We start from the raw sequence: 21,820 nt of genomic DNA, 5'->3' as shown, positions 1-21,820 counted from the left end.
TATCGTGGAACGCCGCGGAACCGGCTTTGCCGGGCCGCAGGCGTTGACCCCCCGCGAGGGGTGTGCGAAGCATGGGGGAGTGCCCGTTCAAGCGCCTACGGAGCGCAGCGATTCCGAAGTCAGCGTGAAGTAGCGTGTGCCGATGGCGTCCGACACATGGTAGGCGGCACTCTCGCAGTTGGCGAGCAGCTCCAGAAGCGCTGGATAGTTCGCGTCGGGTCCGGCGGCGCAGAGGTGCTCCAGCGTCCAGCTGGACGGGTCGGGCAGTTCGTAGGACAGCGCGGTGAGCTTGCCCGGCGCGCTGCCGGCCAGCCGCGCGATGCGCCCGCGCAGGGTCTGCGTGACCCAGGCGAGCGAGCGCGGGTTCTCGGCGTCGAGCACCAGCAGGTCGACCATGGTGGCGACGTCGCGGCGCTGCTGGTAGCGCGCATGGAAGGTGATGGTGCTGTCGAACAGCGCCACCATGGCTTCGAAGCCGCTCACCTCATGCACGGCGCCGTTCTCGAAACCGGCCTCCAGCGCGTTCGACAGGAACCCCAGGCGCTCGATGTGGCGCCCGATGGACAGCAGCCGCCAGGCGTCGTCGCGCGTCATGCGGTCGGTCTGCGCGCCGGTCATGGCGGCCAGCGCGGTGCTGGCGGATTCGAGCGCGCGCAGCGCGGCGCTGGTGGCAAAGCTGCCTTCGCCGGCCTGCTCGGCGGCGCGGCGCAAAAATTCGGTCTCGGCGCGGACGATCTGGTTCCAGTTGTCCTGCGACAGGCGCTCGCGCACGGCGGCGGCCGCCTCGCGGATGCAGCGCAGGCTGTAGCCCACGCTGCCGCCATGCGCCACGTCGCCCAGCTCGGCCACGAGTGCGCGCTCGAACACGCGGCGCGACTGCGGCGCGCTCGGCGCCTCGGCCGGCACCAGCGCGTTGCGCAGCGCCATGCGGTGCAGCCATTCGAGCAGCGGGCGCGAGGACTGGTCTTCGCCGCCCAGCAGGTTGAGCGTGAGGCGTGCCAGGCGCACCGCGTTCTCGGCGCGCTCGGTGTAGCGGCCGAGCCAGAACATGTTTTCCGCCGCTCGGCTGGTGACGGGCGCGCGGTGCCGCGCGAGCGAGGCCGGCGTGGCGTGCGGCTGCAGCAGGGTGGTGCGGTCGACTTCGCCATGCGTTTGCACCCACACGTCGGCACTGCTGCCGCCGCGCTGCATGGAGGCGATCTGCGCGTCGGGGCCCGCGAGCCGGGCGAGGCCGCCGGGCAGCACGCGCCACGACTGCGCACCGTCGCTCACCGCGAACACGCGCAGCAGCATCGCGCGCGGCGCGATGTGGCCCGGGCCCATGTCATTGGCCCAGGTGGGCATCTGCGACAGCGGCAGGTAGCCCTGCACGGTGTGCACGTCGCCCTCGCGCACGATGCGCCCGGCCCATTCGTCGAGCTCGCGCCGGCCGAGCTGGCTGCCGAGCACGGCGTCGAAGCTGGCGCGGCCTTCGAAGCCGGGGTAGGTGGGCTTGATGGCGCAGTCGCCGAGCTGCGGCAGCACGGCCTCGAGCGCGGCGCGTTCACCGCACCACCAGGTGGGCAGCGCGGGGAGCTTGAGCTTTTCGCCGATCAGGCGGCGCGCCAGCCCGGGCAGGAAGCCCAGCAGGGCCGGCGATTCGAGGAAGGCCGAGCCGGGCATGTTCGCCACCAGCACGTTGCCGGCGCGAATGGCCTGCAGCAGGCCGGGCACGCCCAGGGTGGAGTCGGGGCGCAGCTCCAGCGGATCGAGGTACTGGTCGTCGAGCCGCTTGATGAGGCCGTGCACCGGGCGCAGGCCCTGCAGGGTCTTGAGGTACAGCCGCTGGTCGCGCACGGTGAGGTCGTTGCCCTCGACCAGCGTGATGCCCAGGTAGCGCGCCAGGTAGGCGTGCTCGAAGTAGGTTTCGTTGTACGGGCCGGGCGTGAGCAGCGCGATGTGCGGCGGCACGCCGGCCGGGCACATGCGCTGCAGCCCTTCCATCATGGCGCTGTAGGTGGCCGCCAGGCGCTGCACGTGCAGCGCCTCGAAGGCCTGCGGAAACTGCCGCGTGATGGCCAGGCGGTTCTCGAGCAGGTAGCCCAGGCCCGACGGCGCCTGCGTGCGCTGCGACACCACCCACCAGTTGCCGTCGGGGCCGCGCGCGAGGTCGAAGGCCGTGATGTGCAGCCAGGTGTCGCCGGGCGGCTTCACGCCGTGCAGCGCGCGCAGGTAGCCGGGGTGGCCGCTCACCAGCGCCGGCGGAATGAGTCCTTCGGCCAGCAACTGCTGCGGGCCGTAGACGTCGGCCATCACGCGGTCGAGCACGCGCACGCGCTGCAGCACGCCGGCCTCGATCTGGCTCCAGCTTTCGGGCGAGACGATCAGCGGGAACAGGTCGAGCGACCAGGGCCGCTGCGGGCCGTTGGCGTCGGCGTAGACGTTGTAGGTGACGCCGTTGTCGCGGATCTGGCGCTCGAGGCTGACGGCGCGCCGTGGCAGGTCGTTGAAGCCGCCCGGGCCGAGTTGCTCGAAGAAGGCATTCCAGGCGGGGGTGAGCGGCGGTTGTTCGCCGGACGGGCCTTGTGACTGAGACTGGGATTGCGATTGGGATTGGGATTGCGACGACTGCGTTTGAGACTGCGATTGCGGCAGGGGCAGCGGCGGGGCCGGCATGACCGGGCGTTCCGTGGCGGCGTCGTACAGCAGCGGAGCGGCGGCAGGGGCGGGTGCCGCGCCGGGCGCCGGCCGCGCGGGCACGACCGCCGTGGCCTTGCCGCGCAGTTCGTCGAAATGGCCGGGCAGCGCGGCCGGGGCGAGCGCCGACGCCAGGGCCGCTGGAAAGTCCAGTGCCTGGGCGTCGAACAGGGATTCGTTCAAAGGTTCCACAGGAGGGGGATTGTCACACCGCCGTCACGGGGTGTCCGTGGCAGCCGTGTGCGGAATGTCCCCTTATCGCCGCAGGTCCAGCGTGAACGGGAATTCGCGGCTGCCCGGCAACTCGATGGTTGCCGGCGGGGTGCGCATGAGGCCCGGCGTATGGCCGGTGCGCGTGAAGCGCGAATGGCGGCGGCTTTCGGCCTCGTAGGCGTTCACCGGGAAGGTGTCGTAGTTGCGTCCGCCCGGATGGGCCACGAAGTACTGGCAGCCGCCCAGCGAGCGCTTCATCCAGGTGTCGACCAGGTCGAAGGTCAAGGGCGCATGGGCCGGAATGCTGGGGTGCAAGGCCGAGGGCGGGTTCCAGGCCTTGTAGCGCACGCCGGCCACGAACTCGCCCGTGACGCCGGTGGGCTGCAGCGGCAGCACTTTGCCGTTGACGGTGATGACGTGGCGGCTTTCATTCAGGCCGGTCACGCGCACCTCGATGCGTTCGAGCGACGAATCGACATAGCGCACCGTGCCGCCCGCCGAACCCTCTTCGCCCATCACGTGCCACGGCTCCAGCGCGTTGCGCAGCGACAGCTCCACGCCCATGGCCTGCATCTGGCCGACCAGCGGGAAGCGGAACTCGAAGTGCGGCGCGAACCAGTCGGGATCGAACGCAAAACCGGCCTGGCGCATTTCGCTGATGACGTCGTCGAAGTCCATCTTGACGAAGGTCGGCAGCAGGAAGCGGTCGTGCAGCTCGGTGCCCCAGCGGGTGACGGGGGCCTTGTAGGGTTCGTCCCAGAACCGGGCGACCAGCGCGCGGATCAGCAGCTGCTGCGCGATGCTCATGCGCGCATGCGGCGGCATTTCGAAGGCGCGCAGTTCCAGCAGGCCCAGGCGGCCGGTGCTGGAGTCGGGCGAGTAGAGCTTGTCGATGCAGAACTCGCTGCGGTGCGTGTTGCCCGACACGTCGATCAGGATGTTGCGCAGCGTGCGGTCGACCAGCCACGCGGGCATGTTGGCGCCGTAGATCTCGCGGTTCTTGGCGATTTCCTGCAGGGCGATTTCGAGCTCGTAGACCTGGTCGTTGCGCGCTTCGTCCACGCGTGGCGCCTGGCTGGTCGGGCCGATGAACATGCCCGAGAACAGATAGCTCAGCGAGGGGTGGTTGTGCCAGTACAGCAGCAGGCTGGCCAACAGCTCGGGCCGGCGCAGGAACGGGCTGTCGGCGGGCGTGGCGCCGCCCATCACGAAGTGGTTGCCGCCGCCGGTGCCGGTGTGGCGCCCGTCGGTCATGAACTTCTCGGCCGACAGGCGGGTTTCGAACGCGGCGTTGTAGAGGAACTCGGTGTGCGCGACCAGTTCCTTCCAGTTGTGGGCCGGGTGGATGTTGACCTCGATCACGCCCGGATCGGGCGTGACGGCCAGCATCTTCAGGCGCGGGTCGCGCGGCGGCGGATAGCCTTCCATCACGATGCGCACGCCCAGGTCACGCGCGGTGGCTTCGACAGCCGCGACCAGGTCGAGGTAGTCCTCCAGGCGCGCCAGAGGCGGCATGAAGACGTAGAGCACACCCGAGGCGCTGCCCTTCTTCTCGGCCGACGGGCCGTTGGCGCGGCGCGGGTCGCGCACCTCGACGCACAGCGCGGTGCGCGTGACCCAGTGGGCGGACTCGCCGCGCAGCGGCTGGCGCGTGGCGGCATTGCCGATGTCTTCGGCGTCTTGGGCGGCGGCTGCGGGCCCTGTGCCTGCGGACGCAGTCGCGGCGGCGGCGCTTCCGGCACCCTGCATGCGCAGTGCCGCGGGCACCACCGGCGGCGTGCCGAAGGCGTACGGGACGGCGCCGCGGTCTCCTTGCGGCGCCGACGTCGAAGTCTCGGCATAGCGCGCGCGGTAGTCGGTGGCGCTCGGCAGCACACCGCGCGGCGCGGTCGGGTCGCGTTCGATCAGGTAGGGGTAGTCGCCCTTGCTCGCCCACGGCTGCGAATCGAGCGGCAGGCGGTAGCCCATGGGCGAGTCGCCCGGAATCAGGTACAGCCGGTCGTCGCGCAGGAACCAGGGGCCGGTCTTCCAGCCCGGGCCGGCGAGCGCAGGCGCGTCGCCATCGGCGTTGCCCGGCTCGATGGGCAGCATGTAGCCGATCACCGCGTCGAGCTTCTGCGTGAACACGCGGCGCAGGCGCACGCGTTCGAGTTCGTCGTCGAGCTTCGATTCGAAGGGGTCGACGTTCACCGGCAGGCGGCGTTCGCGCCAGAGGTAGTAGTAGGTGTCTTCGTAGCCGGGCTGGATGTAGCGCTCGGTCAGCCCGAGCTTGTGCGACAGCACGGTGGTGAAGCGGCGCGCGTCTTCGCTCGTGTAGTGCGTGGGAAAGCGTTCGTCGGCGAACAGCTCGTGGTCGTGCCACAGCGTCTGGCCGTCGGCGCGCCAGAAGATCGACAGCGCCCATCGGGGCAACTGCTCGCCGGGGTACCACTTGCCCTGGCCGAAATGCAGGAAGCCGCCGCTGCCGTATTCGGCGCGCAGCTTATGCACGAGTTCGGTGGCGTAGCCGCGCTTCGTGGGGCCGAGGGCGTCGGTGTTCCACTCGGGCGCGTCGCGGTCGCTGGTGGCCACGTAGGTGGGTTCGCCGCCCATGGTGAGGCGCACGTCGCCGGCCTTCAAGCGCGCATCGACTGCGTCGCCCAGGGCCAGCACTTCGGACCATTGCTCTTCGGTGTAGGGCTTGGTGACCCGCGGCGATTCGTAGATGCGCGTGACCTTCATCTCGTGGCCGAACTCGACCTCGGACTCGTCGACGCCGCCCTCGATGGGCGCGGCGCTCGACGGCGACGGCGTGCAGGCCAGCGGAATGTGGCCTTCGCCGGCCATCAGGCCCGAGGTGGCGTCCAGGCCGATCCAGCCGGCGCCCGGCAGGAACACCTCGCACCAGGCGTGCAGGTCGGTGAAGTCGACCGTGGTGCCGCTCGGGCCGTCGAGCGACTTCACGTCGGGCGTGAGCTGGATCAGGTAGCCCGAGACGAAGCGCGCGGCCAAGCCCATGTGGCGCAGCAACTGCACCAGCAGCCAGCCCGAGTCGCGGCACGAGCCGCTGCCGCTGGCGAGCGTTTCTTCCGGCGTCTGCACGCCGGGTTCCATGCGAATCAGGTAGTTGACGTCCTGCTGCACCTGCTGGTTGATGCCCACCAGGAAGTCGATGGTGCGCTGTTCCTTGCGGTCGACCTTGTCGAGGTAGGCCTCCAGCAGCGGTGTGACCGGGTCGGCCACGAGGTAGGGCGCGAGCTCTTCGGCCTGCGAGGCCGTGTACTTGAACGGGAAGTTCTCGGCCTGCGGCTCGAGGAAGAAGTCGAAGGGGTTGTAGACCGCCATCTCGACCACGAGGTCGACGGTGACCTTGAATTCGCGCGTTTTCTCGGGGAACACGAGCCGCGCCTGGTAGTTGGCGAACGGGTCCTGCATCCAGTTGACGAAGTGCTCGGCGGGTTCGACCCGCAGCGAGTACGAGATCACGTTGCTGCGGCAATGCGGCGCGGGACGCAGGCGCACGACCTGCGGGCCCAACTGCACCAGGCGGTCGTATTTGTAGTGAGTGACGTGGTGGAGAGCGGCGTGAATGGACATGCGTTTTTGTGTGCAGTACTGACAGATTGCATCGAAAAGATGTCTCTGGTGAGACGCATACTAGCCCAGATGCCAAGCAATTAACGCGCCATTGAGCGCGACCTGGGGAGGGTTTGCATCATGGGGATGGGGGGCTCGAGTTGACGTCGTTTCGCACGGCCGGCGGTGCTGTGGCCGGTGTTGCGCGCGGCGCAGGCACCTTCGCCGCACTGGGCGGCTCGCTGCTTGGCGCGGCCTTGCAGCTGCAGCAACCGACGCTGTGGCCGGCATGGCTTTATGCCGCATTGCTGCTGGCTGCCGTGGCTGGCCTCGCGTGGCGGCGCTTGCCGGCGCAACTGCTCGTGACGATCGCGCTCGTGTGCGGCGCCATGGCTGGCGCGGGCCTCGCGGGGTGGCGCGCCGTGGCCTATGCGCAGGGCGCGCTGCGTCCCGGACTCGAAGGGCGCGACCTGCAGGTGACCGGCGTCGTCGCGGAAATGCCTCAACGCAACGAGGCCGGCGCGCGATTCCGTCTGGACGTCGAATCCGCGCGCTGGGCCGACCGCACCGAAGGCACGCCGCCGCTCGTGCCCGACCGCATCGCGCTCGGCTGGTATGCCGAAGACCTCGCCGATGCGCCGCATGCCGGCGAGCGCTGGCGCTTCACGGTGCGGCTCAAGGCGCCGCACGGCAACCGCAACCCGCATGGCTTCGACGGCGAGCTGTGGATGTGGGAGCAAGGTCTGCATGCCAGCGGCTACGTGCGCACAGGTGCGCGCGACGCGGCCCCGGCCCTGCTGTCGACCACATGGCTGCGCCCGGTCGAGCGCGCACGGGAATCGGTGCGCGACGCCGTGTTCGCGCGGGTGCCCGACCGCGGCCAGGCGGGTGTGATCGCGGCCCTGGTCACCGGCGACCAGAGCGCCATCGACCGCGCGGGCTGGGACGTCTTTCGCGCGACGGGCGTGGCCCACCTGATGTCGATCTCGGGCCTTCACATCACCATGTTCGCCTGGCTTGCCGCGCACGTCGTCGGCTGGCTCTGGCGGCGCAGCACCCGGCTCATGCTGCGCGTGCCGGCGCCACAGGCCGCGCTGGTCGGCGGCTTGCTGCTGGCCGCGCTGGTCGGCGGCTTGCTGCTGGCCGCGCTCTATGCGCTTTTCAGCGGTTGGGGCGTGCCCTCGCAGCGCACGGTCTGGATGCTCGCGACGGTGGCGTTGCTGCGCCTCACCGGGCGGCGCTGGCCCTGGCCGCATGTGTGGCTGCTGACGGCCGCCGTGGTGGTGGCGGCCGATCCGTGGGCGTTGATGCAGGCGGGTTTCTGGCTCAGCTTCGTGGCGGTCGGCGTGCTGTTCGCCGCCGATGCGGCGGTGCCCGGAGAGAAGAATACGCATGCGTCTTCGCGGCTCTTCCAGTTCCTGCGCGAGCAATGGGTTATCACGCTGGCGATCACGCCGCTCGGCCTGCTGCTGTTCCAGCAGGTGTCGCTGGTCGGCTTGCTGGCCAATGCGGTGGCGATTCCGTGGGTCACGCTGGTCGTCACGCCGCTGGCGATGCTCGGTGTGGCCGTGGCGCCGTCGTGGGACCTCGGGGCCCAGGCCGTGCGGTGGCTCACGCTGCTGCTGCAATGGCTCGCCGGCCTTCCCTGGGCCACGGTGTCGATGGCGGCGCCGCCCGCGTGGGCGGCCGCCTTTGGCGTGGCGGGGGGCATGCTGCTGGCGATGCGACTGCCGTGGTCGCTGCGCGCGCTCGGCGTGCCGCTGCTGCTGCCCGTGCTCCTGTGGCAGGCGCCCCGGCCCGCCATTGGCGACTTCGAACTGCTCGCGGCCGACATCGGGCAGGGCAATGCGGTGCTGGTGCGCACCGCGACGCACAGCCTGCTGTACGACGCCGGTCCGCGCTACAGCCTCGACAGCGACGCCGGCCATCGCGTGCTGGTGCCGCTTTTGCGCGCCCAGGGAGAACGCCTCGACATGCTGGTGCTGAGCCACCGCGACAGCGACCACACCGGCGGCGCGCCGGCCGTGCTCGCGATGCAGCCGCAGGCGGCCCTGCTGAGCTCCATCGAGGCCACGCATCCGCTGCAGGCACTTCGCCCGGCGCAGCGCTGCGAAGCGGGCCAGCGCTGGACTTGGGACGGTGTGAGCTTCGAGGTGCTGCATCCGTTCGACGCCGACTACCGCAGCTTCACCCGGCCCAATGCCGTGTCGTGCGTGCTGCGCATCGGCAACGGCCGCGCCACGGCGCTGCTGGCGGGCGACATCGAGCGCCTGCAGGAGGCCGCGCTGGTCGCGCGCACGCCGGATCTGCTGCGTGCCGACGTGCTGCTGGCACCCCACCACGGCAGCAAGACCTCGTCCAGCGCACCGTTCCTCGACGCGGTGCGCCCGCGCATCGCGCTGGTCCAGGCCGGCTACCGCAACAGGTTCGGCCATCCGGCGCCGGAGGTGCTCGACCGGTACACACAGCGCAACGTGCGGCTGGTCGAGAACACCCGTTGTGGCGCGGCGCACTGGTCGAGCGCCCGGCCGGCCGACGTGCGCTGCGAGCGCGAGCGGCGTGCGCGGTACTGGCAGCACCGCCTGCCGTCAGAACCGGGCTGACTTTTTGGTCAGGTCGGATTTGCAGGTGCTTTTGAATGCCCAAAAGCGTGAACAAATTGTTAAAAATGACGGGTAAAGAACGGACCGTGTCATGCCTTTGTGAATCCGATGCGTTGTGTACCTTCGTATTCATTCCGAAAGGAAACACCATGCGCTCCCCTTGCAATTTCAGGCAGCCGCCGTTCGTCGGACCGTGCCCATGACCGCCGAATCCATCTCCGCCATGACCGGCCACGGCAGCGACGCGCCCGGGGCGCCGGCCCCGGAGGCCCCCGGCGCGCGCCTTCGCACGCATCGGGAAGGCGCGGTGCTGGTCCTGACGCTGAGCAACCCCAAGGCGCGCAACGCGCTCAATCCGTCGGTCTACCGCGCCGCCGCCCAGGCCGTGCGGGCCACGGCGGGGTTTCGCACCGTGCGCGCCATCGTGCTGACGGGCGAGGGTGCGCATTTTTCAGGCGGCGGCGACCTGAAGCGGCTTGCCCGGCAGCGCAAGTTCCCGGTGGAGGAGCAGCGCGGCCACATCGACGCGCTGCACGAATGGATCATGGCGCTGCACGAGGCGCCCCAACCGGTGATTGCCGCCGTCGAGGGCGCGGCCATGGGCGGCGGCTTCTCGGTGTGCCTGGCCTGTGACCTCATCGTGGCCGCCGAGGACGCCAAATTCGCCATGTCGTACGTCAACATGGGCCTGTCGCCGGACGCCGGCGGCACCGATTCGCTGGCGCGCGCGCTGCCGCCGCAGGCCGCCCTGGAGATGCTGCTCGACGGCACGCCCGTCAGCGCCGAGCGCCTGCACGGCTGGGGCGTGGTCAACAAGGTGGTGCCCAGCGGCACCGCCTATGCAGCGGCGCTCGAATGGGCGCAGCAGCTCGCGCGCGGCCCTTTCGAGGCCCAGGCCCGCATCAAGCAGCTGGTGCACGGCGCGCGCGGGCGCAGCCGTCGCGAGCAGCTCGACGCGGAGCGCGAATCCTTCCTCGCCAGCCTCTACGGCGACGAGAGCGGCGATCGCATCAAGGCATTTCTTTCGCCCCGCAAAAAGCACACGGCGAGCGAAGGGCCCGCGGCGCAGCCTGGAAAATAAAAGCCGTCAGCCCCGTCTCCTGGCCTGGCATAAGGGGTTCTACTGGCCTCGAACTTGCTAAGCTATGGCTCTAGGAGATTGGTCGTTCCATGCACAAATTCGATGAGATGTATGAGCAGTTGCCCTATTCGGGGGCTGCGATCCGACAGCACTACAAGCGCTACGACCAATGGCTTGCGAAGCAACCCGGCGAGGTGATGCGTTCGAGGCGCGAAGAGGCGGAAATGATATTCCGCCGGGTCGGGATCACCTTCGCCGTCTACGGCGCGAAGGATGAAGACGGCTCCGGCACCGAGCGGCTCATTCCGTTCGACCTGCTGCCCCGGATCATTCCCGCCCACGAGTGGGCGAGCATGGAAAAGGGGCTGGTGCAGCGTGTCACGGCGCTCAACCGGTTCCTGCACGACGTCTACCACGACCAGGACATCATCAAGGCCGGCATCATCCCGGCCGAGCAGATCCTGAACAACGCGCAGTTCCGCCCCGAGATGATGGGCGTCACGGTGCCGCACAACGTCTACTCCAACATCTCGGGCATCGACATCGTGCGTGCCCCCGATGCCGACGGCAACGGCGAGTACTACGTGCTCGAAGACAACCTGCGCGTGCCGAGCGGCGTGAGCTACATGCTCGAAAACCGCAAGATGATGATGCGGCTCTTCCCCGAGCTCTTCAACCAGAACCGCATCGCGCCGGTCGCGCATTACCCCGACCTGCTGCTCGAAACCCTGCGCGCGAGCGCGCCGCCCGCCACGGCCGAGCCCACGGTGGTGGTGCTCACGCCCGGCATGTACAACAGCGCCTACTTCGAGCACGCCTTCCTCGCGCAGCAGATGGGTATTGAACTGGTCGAGGGGCAGGACCTGTTCGTCAAGGACGACTTCGTCTACATGCGCACAACGCGCGGCCCCAAGCGGGTCGACGTGATCTACCGCCGCGTGGACGACGACTTCCTCGACCCCGACGTGTTCCGCTCCACCTCCACGCTCGGCACCGCCGGCCTCATGCGCGCCTACCGCGCGGGCAACGTGGTGATCTGCAACGCTGTGGGCACCGGCGTGGCCGACGACAAGTCGATCTACCCCTACGTGCCCAAGATGATCGAGTTCTACCTCGGCGAAAAGCCCATCCTGAAGAACGTGCCCACCTACATGTGCCGCAACAAGGACGAGCTGCAGTACACGCTCGACAACATGAAGGACCTGGTCGTCAAGGAAGTGCACGGCGCCGGCGGCTACGGCATGCTGATCGGCCCGGCCGCCACGCAGGCCGAGATCGAGGACTTCAAGAAGGCCGTGATCGCCAAGCCCGACGGCTACATCGCCCAGCCCACGCTGAGCCTGTCGACCTCGCCCACCTTCGTTGACGCGGGCATTGCGCCGCGCCACATCGACCTGCGCCCCTTCGTGCTCTCGGGCAGCGAGGTGCAGATGGTGCCCGGCGGCCTCACGCGCGTGGCGCTGAAGGAAGGTTCGCTGGTGGTCAATTCGTCGCAGGGCGGTGGCACCAAGGACACCTGGATTCTCGAAGCAGAGCGCGCGCCCAAGGCGCAATCGCAGTCGCAAAGCCAGTCGTCGTCGGTCTGAGTGCAGGCAAGGAACTAGGAGAACACACGATGCTTTCACGCACCGCAGACCACCTCTACTGGATGTCCCGCTACACCGAGCGTGCCGAGAACACCGCGCGCATGCTGGACGTCAACTACCAGACCTCGCTGCTGCCCCAGTCGGCCGAAGTCGCCAAGTACGGCTGGCAGGGCGTGCTGTCCATCAGCGAGCTGCTGCCGCTCTACAACAAGAAGTATGAGCAGATCGCGCCCAACGAGGTGATGGAATTCATGGTCAAGGACGAGAGCAACGCCTCGTCGATCGTCTCCTGCCTGAAGGCTGCGCGCGAGAACGCGCGCGCCGTGCGCGGCGCGCTCACCACCGAAGCCTGGGAAACGCAGAACACCACCTGGCTCGAAGTGAACCGCATGCTGCGCCAGGGCGACTTCGAGCGCGACCCGGGCCAGTTCTTCGAATGGGTCAAGTTCCGCTCGCACCTGTCGCGCGGCGTGACGCTGGGCACCATGCTGCAGGACGAGGCCTTCTACTTCTCGCGCCTGGGCACCTTCCTCGAGCGCGCGGACAACACCGCGCGGCTGGTGGACGTGAAGTTTCACGCGCTGAACAGCGAGTTCTTCGGTGCCGCCACCGAGGAAGACCAAGAGTACGACTTCTATCACTGGAGCGCGATCCTGCGCAGCGTCTCGGCCTTCGAGGTGTACCGCAAGGTGTACCGCGACGTGATCAAGCCCGAGCGCGTGGCCGAGCTGCTGATCCTTCGCGCGGACATGCCGCGCTCGCTGCATGCGAGCCTGGCCGAGGTGGTGAGCAACCTGGCCAAGGTGCAGAACGAGCAGAGCGCCGAAACGCAGCGCCGTGCCGGCAAGTTGCTGGCCGACCTGCAGTACGCGCGGGTCGACGAGATCCTGGCGACCGGGCTGCACGCCTACCTCACGCAGTTCCTCGATCGTGTGAACGAACTGGGCGGGCGCATCAGCCAGGACTTTCTGGTTCCGGCGCACTGAGCACGGGGCAGTTCGTCGATCGTTCTCAGCGCGAGAACGATTCGACGGCCACCGGAATCCCTGGCGCCTCCCAGCGGTAGGCGCCCCCCAGCACATTGCGCTCGGGCTTCTGCCCGTTCCACCGGATGTGCAGCATGTCCATCAGCGTCCACCCCGTCCAGTCCGCGCGGAACGGTTGCTGGGCGGCATCCGGCAGCCAGGGTTGCTGGTTGCGCCACACCACTGCCGGAATGCGGTAGCCCGAGGCGGTCGACGGGCTGTGGCCCGCGCGGTCGCTGACGTGGCCCACCTCCTGCCCGTGGTCCGACAGGTACATCCAGGCCCTGTATTCGTCCGGCTTGCCCGCGGTACGGGTCTGCTGCAGCAGCTCCGACACCACGAAGTCGTGGTAGAGCAGCGCGGCGTCGTACTCCTGGCGAAAGCGCCGCACCCAGGCAGAGCGGCCTTCCTTCACCAAGCCGCTCTCGACCGCGTCCGCGTCGTCGTCGAAGGGGTTGGCATTCGCCGGAAAGCGCAGGCTGTAGTGCGGGTGCGCGCCCATCAGGTGAACCACGATCAGCTTGCGGTCGGTGCTGGTGTCCGCAAAGGCCTCCTGCACGCAGTCGAGGATCTCGCCGTCGAGTGACGCGCTGGCGCGACCGGGCGTGCGGTTGACCATGTCGACCACGTCGGCGAAGCGCGCGTGCTGCTGCTCGATGGCCAGGTCGTCGTGGTTGCTGATCCACCAGACCTTGTAGCCCGCGGCGCGCGCCAGGGCCAGCACGTGCGGCGGGTTCTCGCTGTCGGGCAGCCCGAAATGGAACATGTTGCGCAGCGAGGGCAGGGTGCTGGCGTCGACCGACCATGCGTTCTTCAGCACAGTCATCTGGTCGCCGGTCTGCGCCTTGTGCGCCTGCAGGCGCGGCGTGGTCGGACGGCCGTAGCCGTACAGGCCCATGTTGTCGCGGTTGATGCTGTCGGTAATGACCAGCACCACGGTGGAAGGTCCCGCCTGTGTGACGACGGGCGCGATGGCCTGCGCCTGCGCCGTGAGGCGGTCGCGCTGCTTCTGCTGGTCGGCCCAGGCGGCCTGCAGCGTGTGAAGGGAGTCCACCCACTGGGTCCAGAAGATCGCAGGATGCAGCCGGCGCCATGGCTTGCTCGCATAGGCCACGCAGGACACGAGCAGCGCGAGCACGACCAGCCCCGTGATCCAGCGTGACAGGCCGACCCTGGAGGCCGAGGCGCGCGCGCCGCGCCGGGCGAACATGCCCACCAGCACGCCCGCCGCGACGACCACCGCACACCACACGACCGCCGAGCGCCAGTGCATCCGGAGGTACTCGCCGCTTTCGCGCGCATTGGTGTTCGCCGCGGCGCCCAGCACCATCGCGCCGTCGGGCGCGGCCTGGTAGGTGTCGAGCAGGTAGGCGCGCACCGCGCCGTCGAGCGCGAAGCCCATCACCCAGAGCCAGACGAGCACCGCGCGCAACTGCCGCATGCGCGCGCTGCGCAACGGCCACAGCAGCCACAGCACTGCGGGGGCGGCCAGCACCGCGAGCTGCGCGATGCGGCGGCCGTCGTGGCCCAGGGCGATGAGCGCCAGCAGCGTGGCGCCGACCACGCCGCAGGCGAGCAGGGCGCCGCGGCCGGACGCGCGGCATGGCGGGGAGGGGTGCGAGGGAAAGGTGGTCAAGCGGTCGGCGCGCGGCAGGGTCGGGGCGGGCGCATTCTGCCGTGCGACATATGCGGCGTGCCTCGGTGCCCCGATGGCCGCGAGGTGCTTTCAGGGAAATGCCCGCGGAACTTATCGGGCCTCGGGCTCCCAGACGGGCTCTCCCGGCACCGCCGGACATTCTTCACGCTTGAGAGAAAAGGAAGCTCCGCTCCATGTCCAGATTCATTCGCCTGCCCGCCTTGTTGCTCGCATTCGCCCTCTCGTGGATGACCTTGCCGTCCGCCTCCGCCTCCGCCGCACAGCAGCAACAGATGGTCAGCGTGGCCGTGAAGACGCTGAACATGCGCACCGGCCCGGGCCCGCGCCACGAGACGCACTGGACGGTGAACAAGGGCTACCCGTTCAAGGTGATCGGCAGAAAAGGCGAATGGCTGCACGTCAGCGACTTCGAGGGCGACAAGGCCTGGGTGTTCCGCCGCATGACCGACAAGACGCCGCATCACGTCGTGAATGCCCGGGCGGCCAACCTGCGCCGCTCGCCGAGCACGCGCAGCCCGGTGGTGATGAAGGCGGGCTACGGCGACGTGCTGCGCACGCTGGAGCGCCGCGGCGACTGGCTCAAGGTGCGGCACGAAGACGGCGCCACCGGCTGGGTGTCGAAGCGCCTCACCTGGGGCTGGTAGACAACGCGAAGGCCGCGCGGAATCAGGTCGCCGTGGCCTGGCGCACCGCGCGCTCCCAGCGCGCCATCGATTCCTCGGCCTGCGCGCGGCCCATGGTCGGGATGAAGCGGCGCTCGACCTTCCACAGCTTGGACAACTGGCGCGCGTCGCTGTAGACGCCCGTCGACAGTCCGGCGAGGTAGGCCGCGCCCAGCGCCGTGGTCTCGATCACTTCGGGCCGCACCACTGGAATGCCCAGCAGGTCGGCCTGGAACTGCATCAGCAGGTCGTTCACGCTGGCGCCGCCGTCCACGCGCAGTTCGGCCACGGGCTTGCCGCCGGCGGCCACCGCATCGCGGCTCATGGCCTGCAGCAGCGCGGCGCTCTGATAGGCGATGCTCTCCAGCGCGGCACGCGCAATGTGCGCGACCGTGGTGCCGCGCGTGAGGCCTGTGATGGTGCCGCGCGCGTCCGCGTCCCAGTAGGGCGCGCCCAGGCCGGTGAAGGCCGGCACCATCATCACGCCGCCCGCGTCGGGCACGCTCTCGGCGAGTGACTGCACCTCGGCGCTGCCCTTGATGGCCTTGAGCCCGTCGCGCAGCCACTGCACCACCGCGCCGCCGACGAACACGCTGCCTTCCATGGCGTACTGAGGCGTGGTGTCGGCCTGCGCGGCGCTGGTCACGAGCAGGCCGTTGTGCGAGGGCTGGAACGCGCCGCCCGTGTGCATCAGCAGGAAGCAGCCGGTGCCGTAGGTGTTCTTGGCCATGCCGGCCTCGAAGCAGGCCTGGCCGAACAGGGCGCTCTGCTGGTCGCCGGCCACGCCGCCGATGGGCAGGGCGCGGCCCAGCAGGGCGGCGTCGGTGTCTGCGAAGTGCGAGCTCGACGGCTGCACCTTCGGCATGAGCGCGGCGGGAATGTCCAGCGCCTTCAGCAGGTCGGCGTCCCAGCGGTTGTCGTGCACGTTGAAGAGCATGGTGCGCGAGGCGTTGCTCACGTCGGTCACGTGCACCTTGCCGCCGGTGAGCTGCCACATGAGCCAGCTGTCGATGGTGCCGAAGGCCAGCTCGCCGCGCTCGGCCTGTTCGCGCGCGCCGGGCACGTTGTCGAGCAGCCAGCGCAGCTTGGTGCCGGAAAAATACGCGTCGATCACCAGCCCGGTCTTCTCGCGGATGGTGTCCGTCATGCCGTCGTCGCGCAGCCTGGCGCACAGGGGCTCGGCGCGCCGGTCCTGCCACACGATGGCGTGGTGCACCGGCTGGCCGGTCTTGCGGTTCCACAGCACGGTGGTCTCGCGCTGGTTGGTGATGCCTATGGCATGGATGTCGGTGGGCTGCAGCTTCGCCTTCACCAGCACTTCGCGCGCGGTGGCCAGCTGGCTGCGCCAGATTTCCATCGGGTCGTGTTCGACCCAGCCCGGCTGCGGGTAGATCTGCGTGAGTTCCTTCTGGGCAATGGCGACGATGTGGCCTTCGCGGTCGAACACGATGCTGCGGGAGCTGGACGTGCCCTGGTCCAGGGCGAGCAGGTAAGTGGTCATGGCGTGATGGTTCCTCTGGGGCCGGTCAGTGGAGCGGCATTGTCTTGCGCCTTCCCACTCCGGGGGAAGGTTGGGATGGGGACAGGCCTTCGATCGGGCGCCGTGCTTTTTTGCGCGCCGTCCTGCCCCCACCCCAACCCTCCCCCGGAAGGGGAGGGAGCAATGCGGGAGGCGCTCATGGCTCGCGCGCAATCTCGAGCCGAACCTGCGCAGCGTGCAGCAGGTCGGCAAAAGGCGCCGGTGGCTCCGCATCGGTGAACAGCCGGTCGATCTGCGACAGCGTGCCCAGCTGGATCATCGCGGGCCGGTTGAACTTGCTCGCGTCCGCCGCGAGCCACACCTCGCGCCCCTGCGCGATGATGGTCTGCGCCACCTTCACCTCGCGCAGGTCGAAGTCGCGCAGCGAGCCGTCGGCCTCGATGCTGGACACACCGATCAGCGCGATGTCCACCTTGAACTGGCGAATGAAGTCGATGGTCGCCTCGCCCACCACGGCGCGGTCGCGCGGGCGCACGGAGCCGCCGGCCACGATCACCTCGCACGAGGTGTTGCCGCTCAGGATGGTCGCGACGTTCAGGTTGTTGGTGATCACGCGCAGCCCGGTGTGGCGCATCAGCGCCTTGGCGATGGCCTCGGTGGTGGTGCCGATGTTCAGGATCAGCGAGCAGTCGTTGGGCACCAGTTCTGCCACGCGGCGGGCAATGCGGGCCTTGCCATCGGCATGCAGGGTTTCGCGCTGCTGGTAGCCGATGTTCTCGGTGGTCGAGCTGGGCACGCGCACCCCGCCATGAAACCGCGTCAGCAACCCCGCGTCGGCCAGCCGTTGCACGTCGCGCCGCACGGTCTGCAGCGTCACGCCGAGCATCTCGGCCAGCTGCTCGACGGTGATGGAGCCGCGCGTGCGCACGGTCTCCAGGAGGTTGATCTGGCGCGGGTTGGAGTTCACAGAGGCGTCGTGGAAAGCAGGAAGACTGCGGCAAGGTTACAGTGCGCGTCACTTTAAAACGAAAGAAAACGAATCTGGGTAAGGGAAAACTCGGAGGAAAATCGCGCCAAAAGGAACCTAAGTGAAAAATCTCGAAAATACAATGGCCGCCGTTGGTGACCAAAGTCATGCATCCATGGAGCCCCTTCCAGTGAGCGATTTCTCCCCCGATCCAGCTGTTTCCGCACCTGGCCCCGCCGCCGATTGCGATGTGCTGGTCGTCGGCGGCGGCATCAACGGCTGCGGCATCGCGCGCGACCTGGCGGGCCGCGGCTGGCGCGTGGTGCTCTGTGAAAAGGACGACCTCGCCTCCCATACCTCATCTTCGTCCACCAAGCTGATCCACGGCGGGTTGCGCTACCTGGAGTACTACGAGTTCTCGCTGGTGCGAAAGGCGCTGCAGGAGCGCGAGGTGCTGCTGAAGAGCGCGCCGCACATCATGTGGCCGCTGCGCTTCGTCATGCCCCACGACCCGTCGATGCGCCCGGCCTGGATGGTCCGCATCGGCCTGTTCATGTACGACCACCTCGCCAGGCGAGAAGTGCTGCCTCCTTCGCGCAGCGTCGATTTGCGCCGCCACGCGGCCGGCAAGCCGCTCAAGGACCAGTACAAGCGCGGCTTCGTATATTCGGACGGCTGGGTCGACGATGCGCGCCTGGTGGTGCTCAACGCGCTGGACGCGCAGTCGCGCGGCGCCGAAGTGCTCACGCGCACCCGCTGCGTTCATGTGCAGCGCGGCAGCGACGACTGGGTCGCCACGCTCGAAGGGCCCGACGGCGCGCATCGCACGCTGCGCGCCCGCGCGGTGGTCAATGCGGCGGGGCCGTGGGCCGAATCCTTCCTGCGCGGCGTGGCCAAGTCGGCCAAGGGCGAGGCGCTGGCCACCAAGAGCCTGCGACTGGTCAAGGGCAGCCACATCGTGGTGCCGCGCCTGTTCGAGCACGACCATGCCTACATCTTCCAGAACCCCGACAAGCGGATCATCTTCGCCATTCCCTACCAGGACGCGTTCACGCTGATCGGCACCACCGACATCGAGATCAGCGGCGACGATCCCGGCGCCGCGCGCATCGCGCAGGAAGAGATCGACTACCTCTGCGCCCAGGCCAGCCGCTACTTCGACAAGCCCATCGTGCCGGCCGACGTGGTGTGGACCTACTCGGGCGTGCGCCCGCTGCTGGACGACGCGTCGGGCGACCCCTCGGCCGTCACGCGCGACTACCTGCTGGAGTCGAACACCACCGCCGCGCCGCTGCTGTCGGTGTGGGGCGGCAAGATCACCACCTTCCGCAAGCTGGCCGAGGACGCGGCCGACGAGGTCGGCAAGATGCTGGGCCAGTCGAGCGCGCAGCGCCCGGCCTGGACCGAGAACGCCTTCCTCGCGGGCGGCGACCTGTCGGCCTGGATCGGCGCGGCCAAACGGCCCGACGACGACTTCGAGCGCTTCGTGTCTGCGGTGCAGGCCAGGCACCCGTGGCTGTACGGCCAACTGGCGCGCCGACTCGCGCGGGCCTACGGCGCGCGCATTGCCGACGTGCTGGGCGACGCAAAATCCTTTGCCGACCTGGGCGCCGAAGTGGCGCCCGGCCTGTACGAGCGCGAACTGCGCTTCCTGCAGGACCACGAGTGGGCCGTGAGCGCGCAAGACGTGCTCTGGCGGCGCTCGAAGCTGGGCCTGCACTACACGCCCGAGCAACGCGAGCAGGTCGAGGCCTGGCTGCAGGGCCATCCGAAGACTGCGTGAGAGAGTGCGGCCCAAGAGGGCCGGCTGAACAAGAAACGATCGAAGAGAAATCGACAAAGAGCGACCGACAGAGCGATTGAACACCAGCGGCTGAACCAAGACCCGAAATGGGCGGAGGGGACACATGCAACTGACTCTGGAGCGCGTGACCAAGAAGGTCGGCGCGCAAACCTGGCTCTACGAGCAGAGCGTCGCGCCCCAAAGCGGCGCGGTGACCGTGCTGCTCGGCGCCACGCAGGCTGGCAAGACCAGCCTGATGCGGCTGATGGCGGGGCTCGACACGCCCACCGCGGGGAAGGTCTTTGTCGATGGCAAGGACGTGACAGGCATGCCGGTGCGCGAACGCAACGTCGCGATGGTGTACCAGCAGTTCATCAACTACCCGTCGCTCTCGGTGGCGGACAACATCGCCTCGCCGCTCAAGCTGCGCGGCGAGAAGAACATCGAGGCGCGCGTGAAGGCGCTCGCCGACAAGCTGCACATCGGCATGTTCCTCGAGCGCCTGCCGGCCGAGCTTTCCGGCGGGCAGCAGCAGCGCGTGGCGCTGGCCCGCGCGCTGGCCAAGAACGCGCCGCTCATGCTGCTTGACGAGCCGCTGGTCAACCTGGACTACAAGCTGCGCGAGGGCCTGCGCGAAGAACTCACGCAGCTTTTCGCCACCGGCGACTCGACCGTGATCTATGCGACCACCGAACCGGGCGAGGCCTTGCTGCTCGGCGGCTACACGGCCGTGATGGACGCTGGCGAGCTGCTGCAGTACGGCCCGACCGCCGAGGTGTTCCATGCACCGCAATCGCTGCGCGTGGCGCGCGCCTTCAGCGATCCGCCGATGAACCTGCTGGCCGGCACGGCCACGGCCGGCCGGGTGCAACTGACCGGCGGCCCCGTGCTGTCGCTGGCCGTGCCTGAAGGCGCGGCGGGCGCAGTGACCGTCGGGCTGCGCGCGAGCGCATTGAATGTCAATGCGGGGGCGGGCGACGTCGCCTTGCCCGGCAAGGTGGAGCTGGCCGAGATCTCGGGCTCCGACACCTTCGTGCACGTCGATACGGCGGTGGGTGAACTGGTGGCGCAGCTCACCGGCGTGCACCGCTTCGAGCTGGGTGCTTCGATCACGCTGAATTTCAGCGCGGCGCAAGCCTATGTGTTCGATGCCGGCGAAAAGCTGGCGCTGGCACCCGCATGGCGAAGGACCTAGCATGACCCCCCGTGTTCGCGCACTTCGTGTCGCTTCGCCAACCCCCCTCCAGGGGGCAACACCTGCGGCCCGGCAAAGCCGGCTCCGCGGTGTTCCACGACAAGACCTCGACTGTTTCATGCATTGCGAATCACGCGAAAGCGTGAAGGAGGGCTGACATGGCACGCATCGACCTCGACCTGGCCCACGCCTACCGCGCCAACCCCACGCAGGACAGCGACTACGCGCTGCTGCCGCTGAAGATGAGCTTTCGCGACGGCGGCGCCTACGCCCTGCTCGGCCCCTCGGGCTGCGGCAAGACGACCATGCTCAACATCATCTCGGGCCTGCTCGTGCCGTCGCAGGGCAGGGTGACCTTCGACGGCCGCGACATGACGCGCGCCACGCCGCAGGAACGCAACATCGCGCAGGTGTTCCAGTTTCCGGTGATCTACGACACCATGACCGTGGCCGAGAACCTCGCGTTTCCGCTGCGCAACCGCAAGGTGCCCGAAGACCAGATCAAGAAGCGCGTGGGCGAGATCGCCGAAATGCTCGACATGAGCGGCCAGCTCAACCAGCGCGCGGCTGGGCTCGCCGCCGATGCCAAGCAGAAGATTTCGCTGGGCCGTGGGCTGGTGCGCAGCGACGTGTCAGCGGTGCTGTTCGACGAGCCGCTCACCGTGATCGACCCGCACCTGAAGTGGCAGTTGCGCCGCAAGCTCAAGCAGATTCACCGCGAGCTGAAGCTGACGCTCATTTACGTGACGCACGACCAGGTCGAGGCGCTCACCTTTGCCGAAGAGGTGGTGGTCATGACGCGCGGCAAGGCCGTGCAGGTCGGCAGTGCAGAGGCCCTGTTCGAGCGGCCGGCCCATACCTTCGTCGGCCATTTCATCGGTTCGCCGGGCATGAACTTCCTGTCGGCGAACAGCACGGATGGCGCGCTCGAAGTGGCGGGCACGCCACTGGTGCCGACGCGAGAACTGCCGCGGGGCGCGCTGAAGATCGGCATCCGGCCCGAGTACCTGCGCCTGTCGAACGCCGGTGCGGCCGGTGCCGTGCCGGCCGTGGTGAAACAGGTACAGGACGTGGGCACGCACGCGATGCTGAGCGCCGAAGTCGACGGCATCGTGATGAAGGTGCGGCTGCATTCGGACGACCCGCCGCCGGCGGTCGGGGACACGGTGTGGCTGCGGGTGCTGGATGCGCACACCTGCTACTACAAGGACGAGGAGCTGGTGGCATGAACAACCTGACCTTGTTCGCTCCCGCTCCCTTGTCTTTCTCCCTTCCCCGTTGGGGGAGGGCAGGGGTGGGGGCCAGCGGCACATCCGTCGGGCGCTCTGCCTGCCCCC

The 21,820-nt window shown here is 68.7% G+C and carries 13 protein-coding genes; 8 read left to right on the top strand and 5 right to left on the bottom strand.

The annotated features are described in order from the left end of the window. Window positions 1–87: 87 nt before the first annotated feature. Together AC0IYU_RS15170 and AC0IYU_RS15165 are read right to left on the bottom strand one after the other, a co-directional pair. The gene (locus tag AC0IYU_RS15170; protein WP_472118239.1) at window positions 88–2,868 is read right to left on the bottom strand and encodes a circularly permuted type 2 ATP-grasp protein; all 2,781 of its coding nucleotides are present in this window, start codon (window positions 2,866–2,868) and stop codon (window positions 88–90) included. A 63-nt stretch (window positions 2,869–2,931) separates the two neighbouring features. After that, window positions 2,932–6,465 (bottom strand): transglutaminase family protein, encoded by a 3,534-nt coding sequence (locus tag AC0IYU_RS15165; RefSeq protein ID WP_472118237.1) that lies wholly within the window; start codon window positions 6,463–6,465, stop codon window positions 2,932–2,934. Window positions 6,466–6,605: 140 nt separating this feature from the next. Here AC0IYU_RS15165 and AC0IYU_RS15160 point away from each other — a divergent pair, with 140 nt between their 5' ends. The 4 genes from AC0IYU_RS15160 (at window position 6,606) to AC0IYU_RS15145 (ending at window position 12,700) form a co-directional block, all read left to right on the top strand. Further along, a complete protein-coding gene (locus AC0IYU_RS15160; RefSeq protein ID WP_472118234.1) occupies window positions 6,606–9,047 on the top strand; it encodes a DNA internalization-related competence protein ComEC/Rec2 in 2,442 nt (813 codons plus the stop codon). 199 nt (window positions 9,048–9,246) lie between these two features. Next, entirely contained in the window at window positions 9,247–10,128 is an 882-nt protein-coding gene (locus tag AC0IYU_RS15155) for an oxepin-CoA hydrolase, alternative type (RefSeq protein ID WP_472118231.1), read from the top strand. Window positions 10,129–10,217: 89 nt separating this feature from the next. Further along, window positions 10,218–11,714: a circularly permuted type 2 ATP-grasp protein gene (locus AC0IYU_RS15150; RefSeq protein ID WP_472118228.1), complete on the top strand. Its 1,497-nt coding sequence runs from the start codon at window positions 10,218–10,220 to the stop codon at window positions 11,712–11,714. 29 nt (window positions 11,715–11,743) lie between these two features. Then, window positions 11,744–12,700 carry an alpha-E domain-containing protein gene (locus AC0IYU_RS15145; protein ID WP_280809968.1) on the top strand — a complete coding sequence of 319 codons (957 nt, stop codon included), beginning with the start codon at window positions 11,744–11,746 and terminating at the stop codon, window positions 12,698–12,700. A 25-nt stretch (window positions 12,701–12,725) separates the two neighbouring features. Here AC0IYU_RS15145 and AC0IYU_RS15140 read toward each other — a convergent pair whose 3' ends face one another. Further along, window positions 12,726–14,375 (bottom strand): sulfatase-like hydrolase/transferase, encoded by a 1,650-nt coding sequence (locus AC0IYU_RS15140; protein ID WP_472118225.1) that lies wholly within the window; start codon window positions 14,373–14,375, stop codon window positions 12,726–12,728. A 194-nt stretch (window positions 14,376–14,569) separates the two neighbouring features. On the opposite strand from AC0IYU_RS15140, the gene AC0IYU_RS15135 reads away from it, so the two are divergent. Continuing rightward, on the top strand, window positions 14,570–15,040 hold the full coding sequence (locus tag AC0IYU_RS15135) for an SH3 domain-containing protein (RefSeq protein ID WP_472118222.1): 471 nt from the start codon (window positions 14,570–14,572) through the stop codon (window positions 15,038–15,040). A 22-nt stretch (window positions 15,041–15,062) separates the two neighbouring features. Here AC0IYU_RS15135 and glpK read toward each other — a convergent pair whose 3' ends face one another. Both glpK and AC0IYU_RS15125 read right to left on the bottom strand, forming a co-directional pair. After that, window positions 15,063–16,559 carry a glycerol kinase GlpK gene (gene glpK, locus AC0IYU_RS15130; protein WP_472118219.1) on the bottom strand — a complete coding sequence of 499 codons (1,497 nt, stop codon included), beginning with the start codon at window positions 16,557–16,559 and terminating at the stop codon, window positions 15,063–15,065. 175 nt (window positions 16,560–16,734) lie between these two features. After that, window positions 16,735–17,505 carry a DeoR/GlpR family DNA-binding transcription regulator gene (locus tag AC0IYU_RS15125; RefSeq protein ID WP_435440127.1) on the bottom strand — a complete coding sequence of 257 codons (771 nt, stop codon included), beginning with the start codon at window positions 17,503–17,505 and terminating at the stop codon, window positions 16,735–16,737. 121 nt (window positions 17,506–17,626) lie between these two features. Between AC0IYU_RS15125 and glpD the strand changes: the two genes are divergently transcribed. The 3 genes from glpD to AC0IYU_RS15110 all read left to right on the top strand — a co-directional run bounded on the left by glpD (window position 17,627) and on the right by AC0IYU_RS15110 (window position 21,712). After that, window positions 17,627–19,288 (top strand): glycerol-3-phosphate dehydrogenase, encoded by a 1,662-nt coding sequence (glpD, locus tag AC0IYU_RS15120; protein ID WP_472118215.1) that lies wholly within the window; start codon window positions 17,627–17,629, stop codon window positions 19,286–19,288. A gap of 124 nt (window positions 19,289–19,412) precedes the next feature. After that, complete coding sequence (locus AC0IYU_RS15115; RefSeq protein ID WP_472118212.1) at window positions 19,413–20,483, top strand: ABC transporter ATP-binding protein; 1,071 nt, start codon at window positions 19,413–19,415, stop codon at window positions 20,481–20,483. Between the two features lie 158 nt (window positions 20,484–20,641). Then, window positions 20,642–21,712, top strand: a complete 1,071-nt coding sequence (locus AC0IYU_RS15110; RefSeq protein ID WP_472118209.1) for an ABC transporter ATP-binding protein — start codon at window positions 20,642–20,644, stop codon at window positions 21,710–21,712. Window positions 21,713–21,820: the final 108 nt, after the last annotated feature.

The sequence above is a fragment of the Variovorax sp. AC103 genome, from assembly GCF_979254005.1.
Note: the sequence above shows the minus strand (reverse complement) of the source record. Positions and strands in the feature narration are given on the sequence as shown.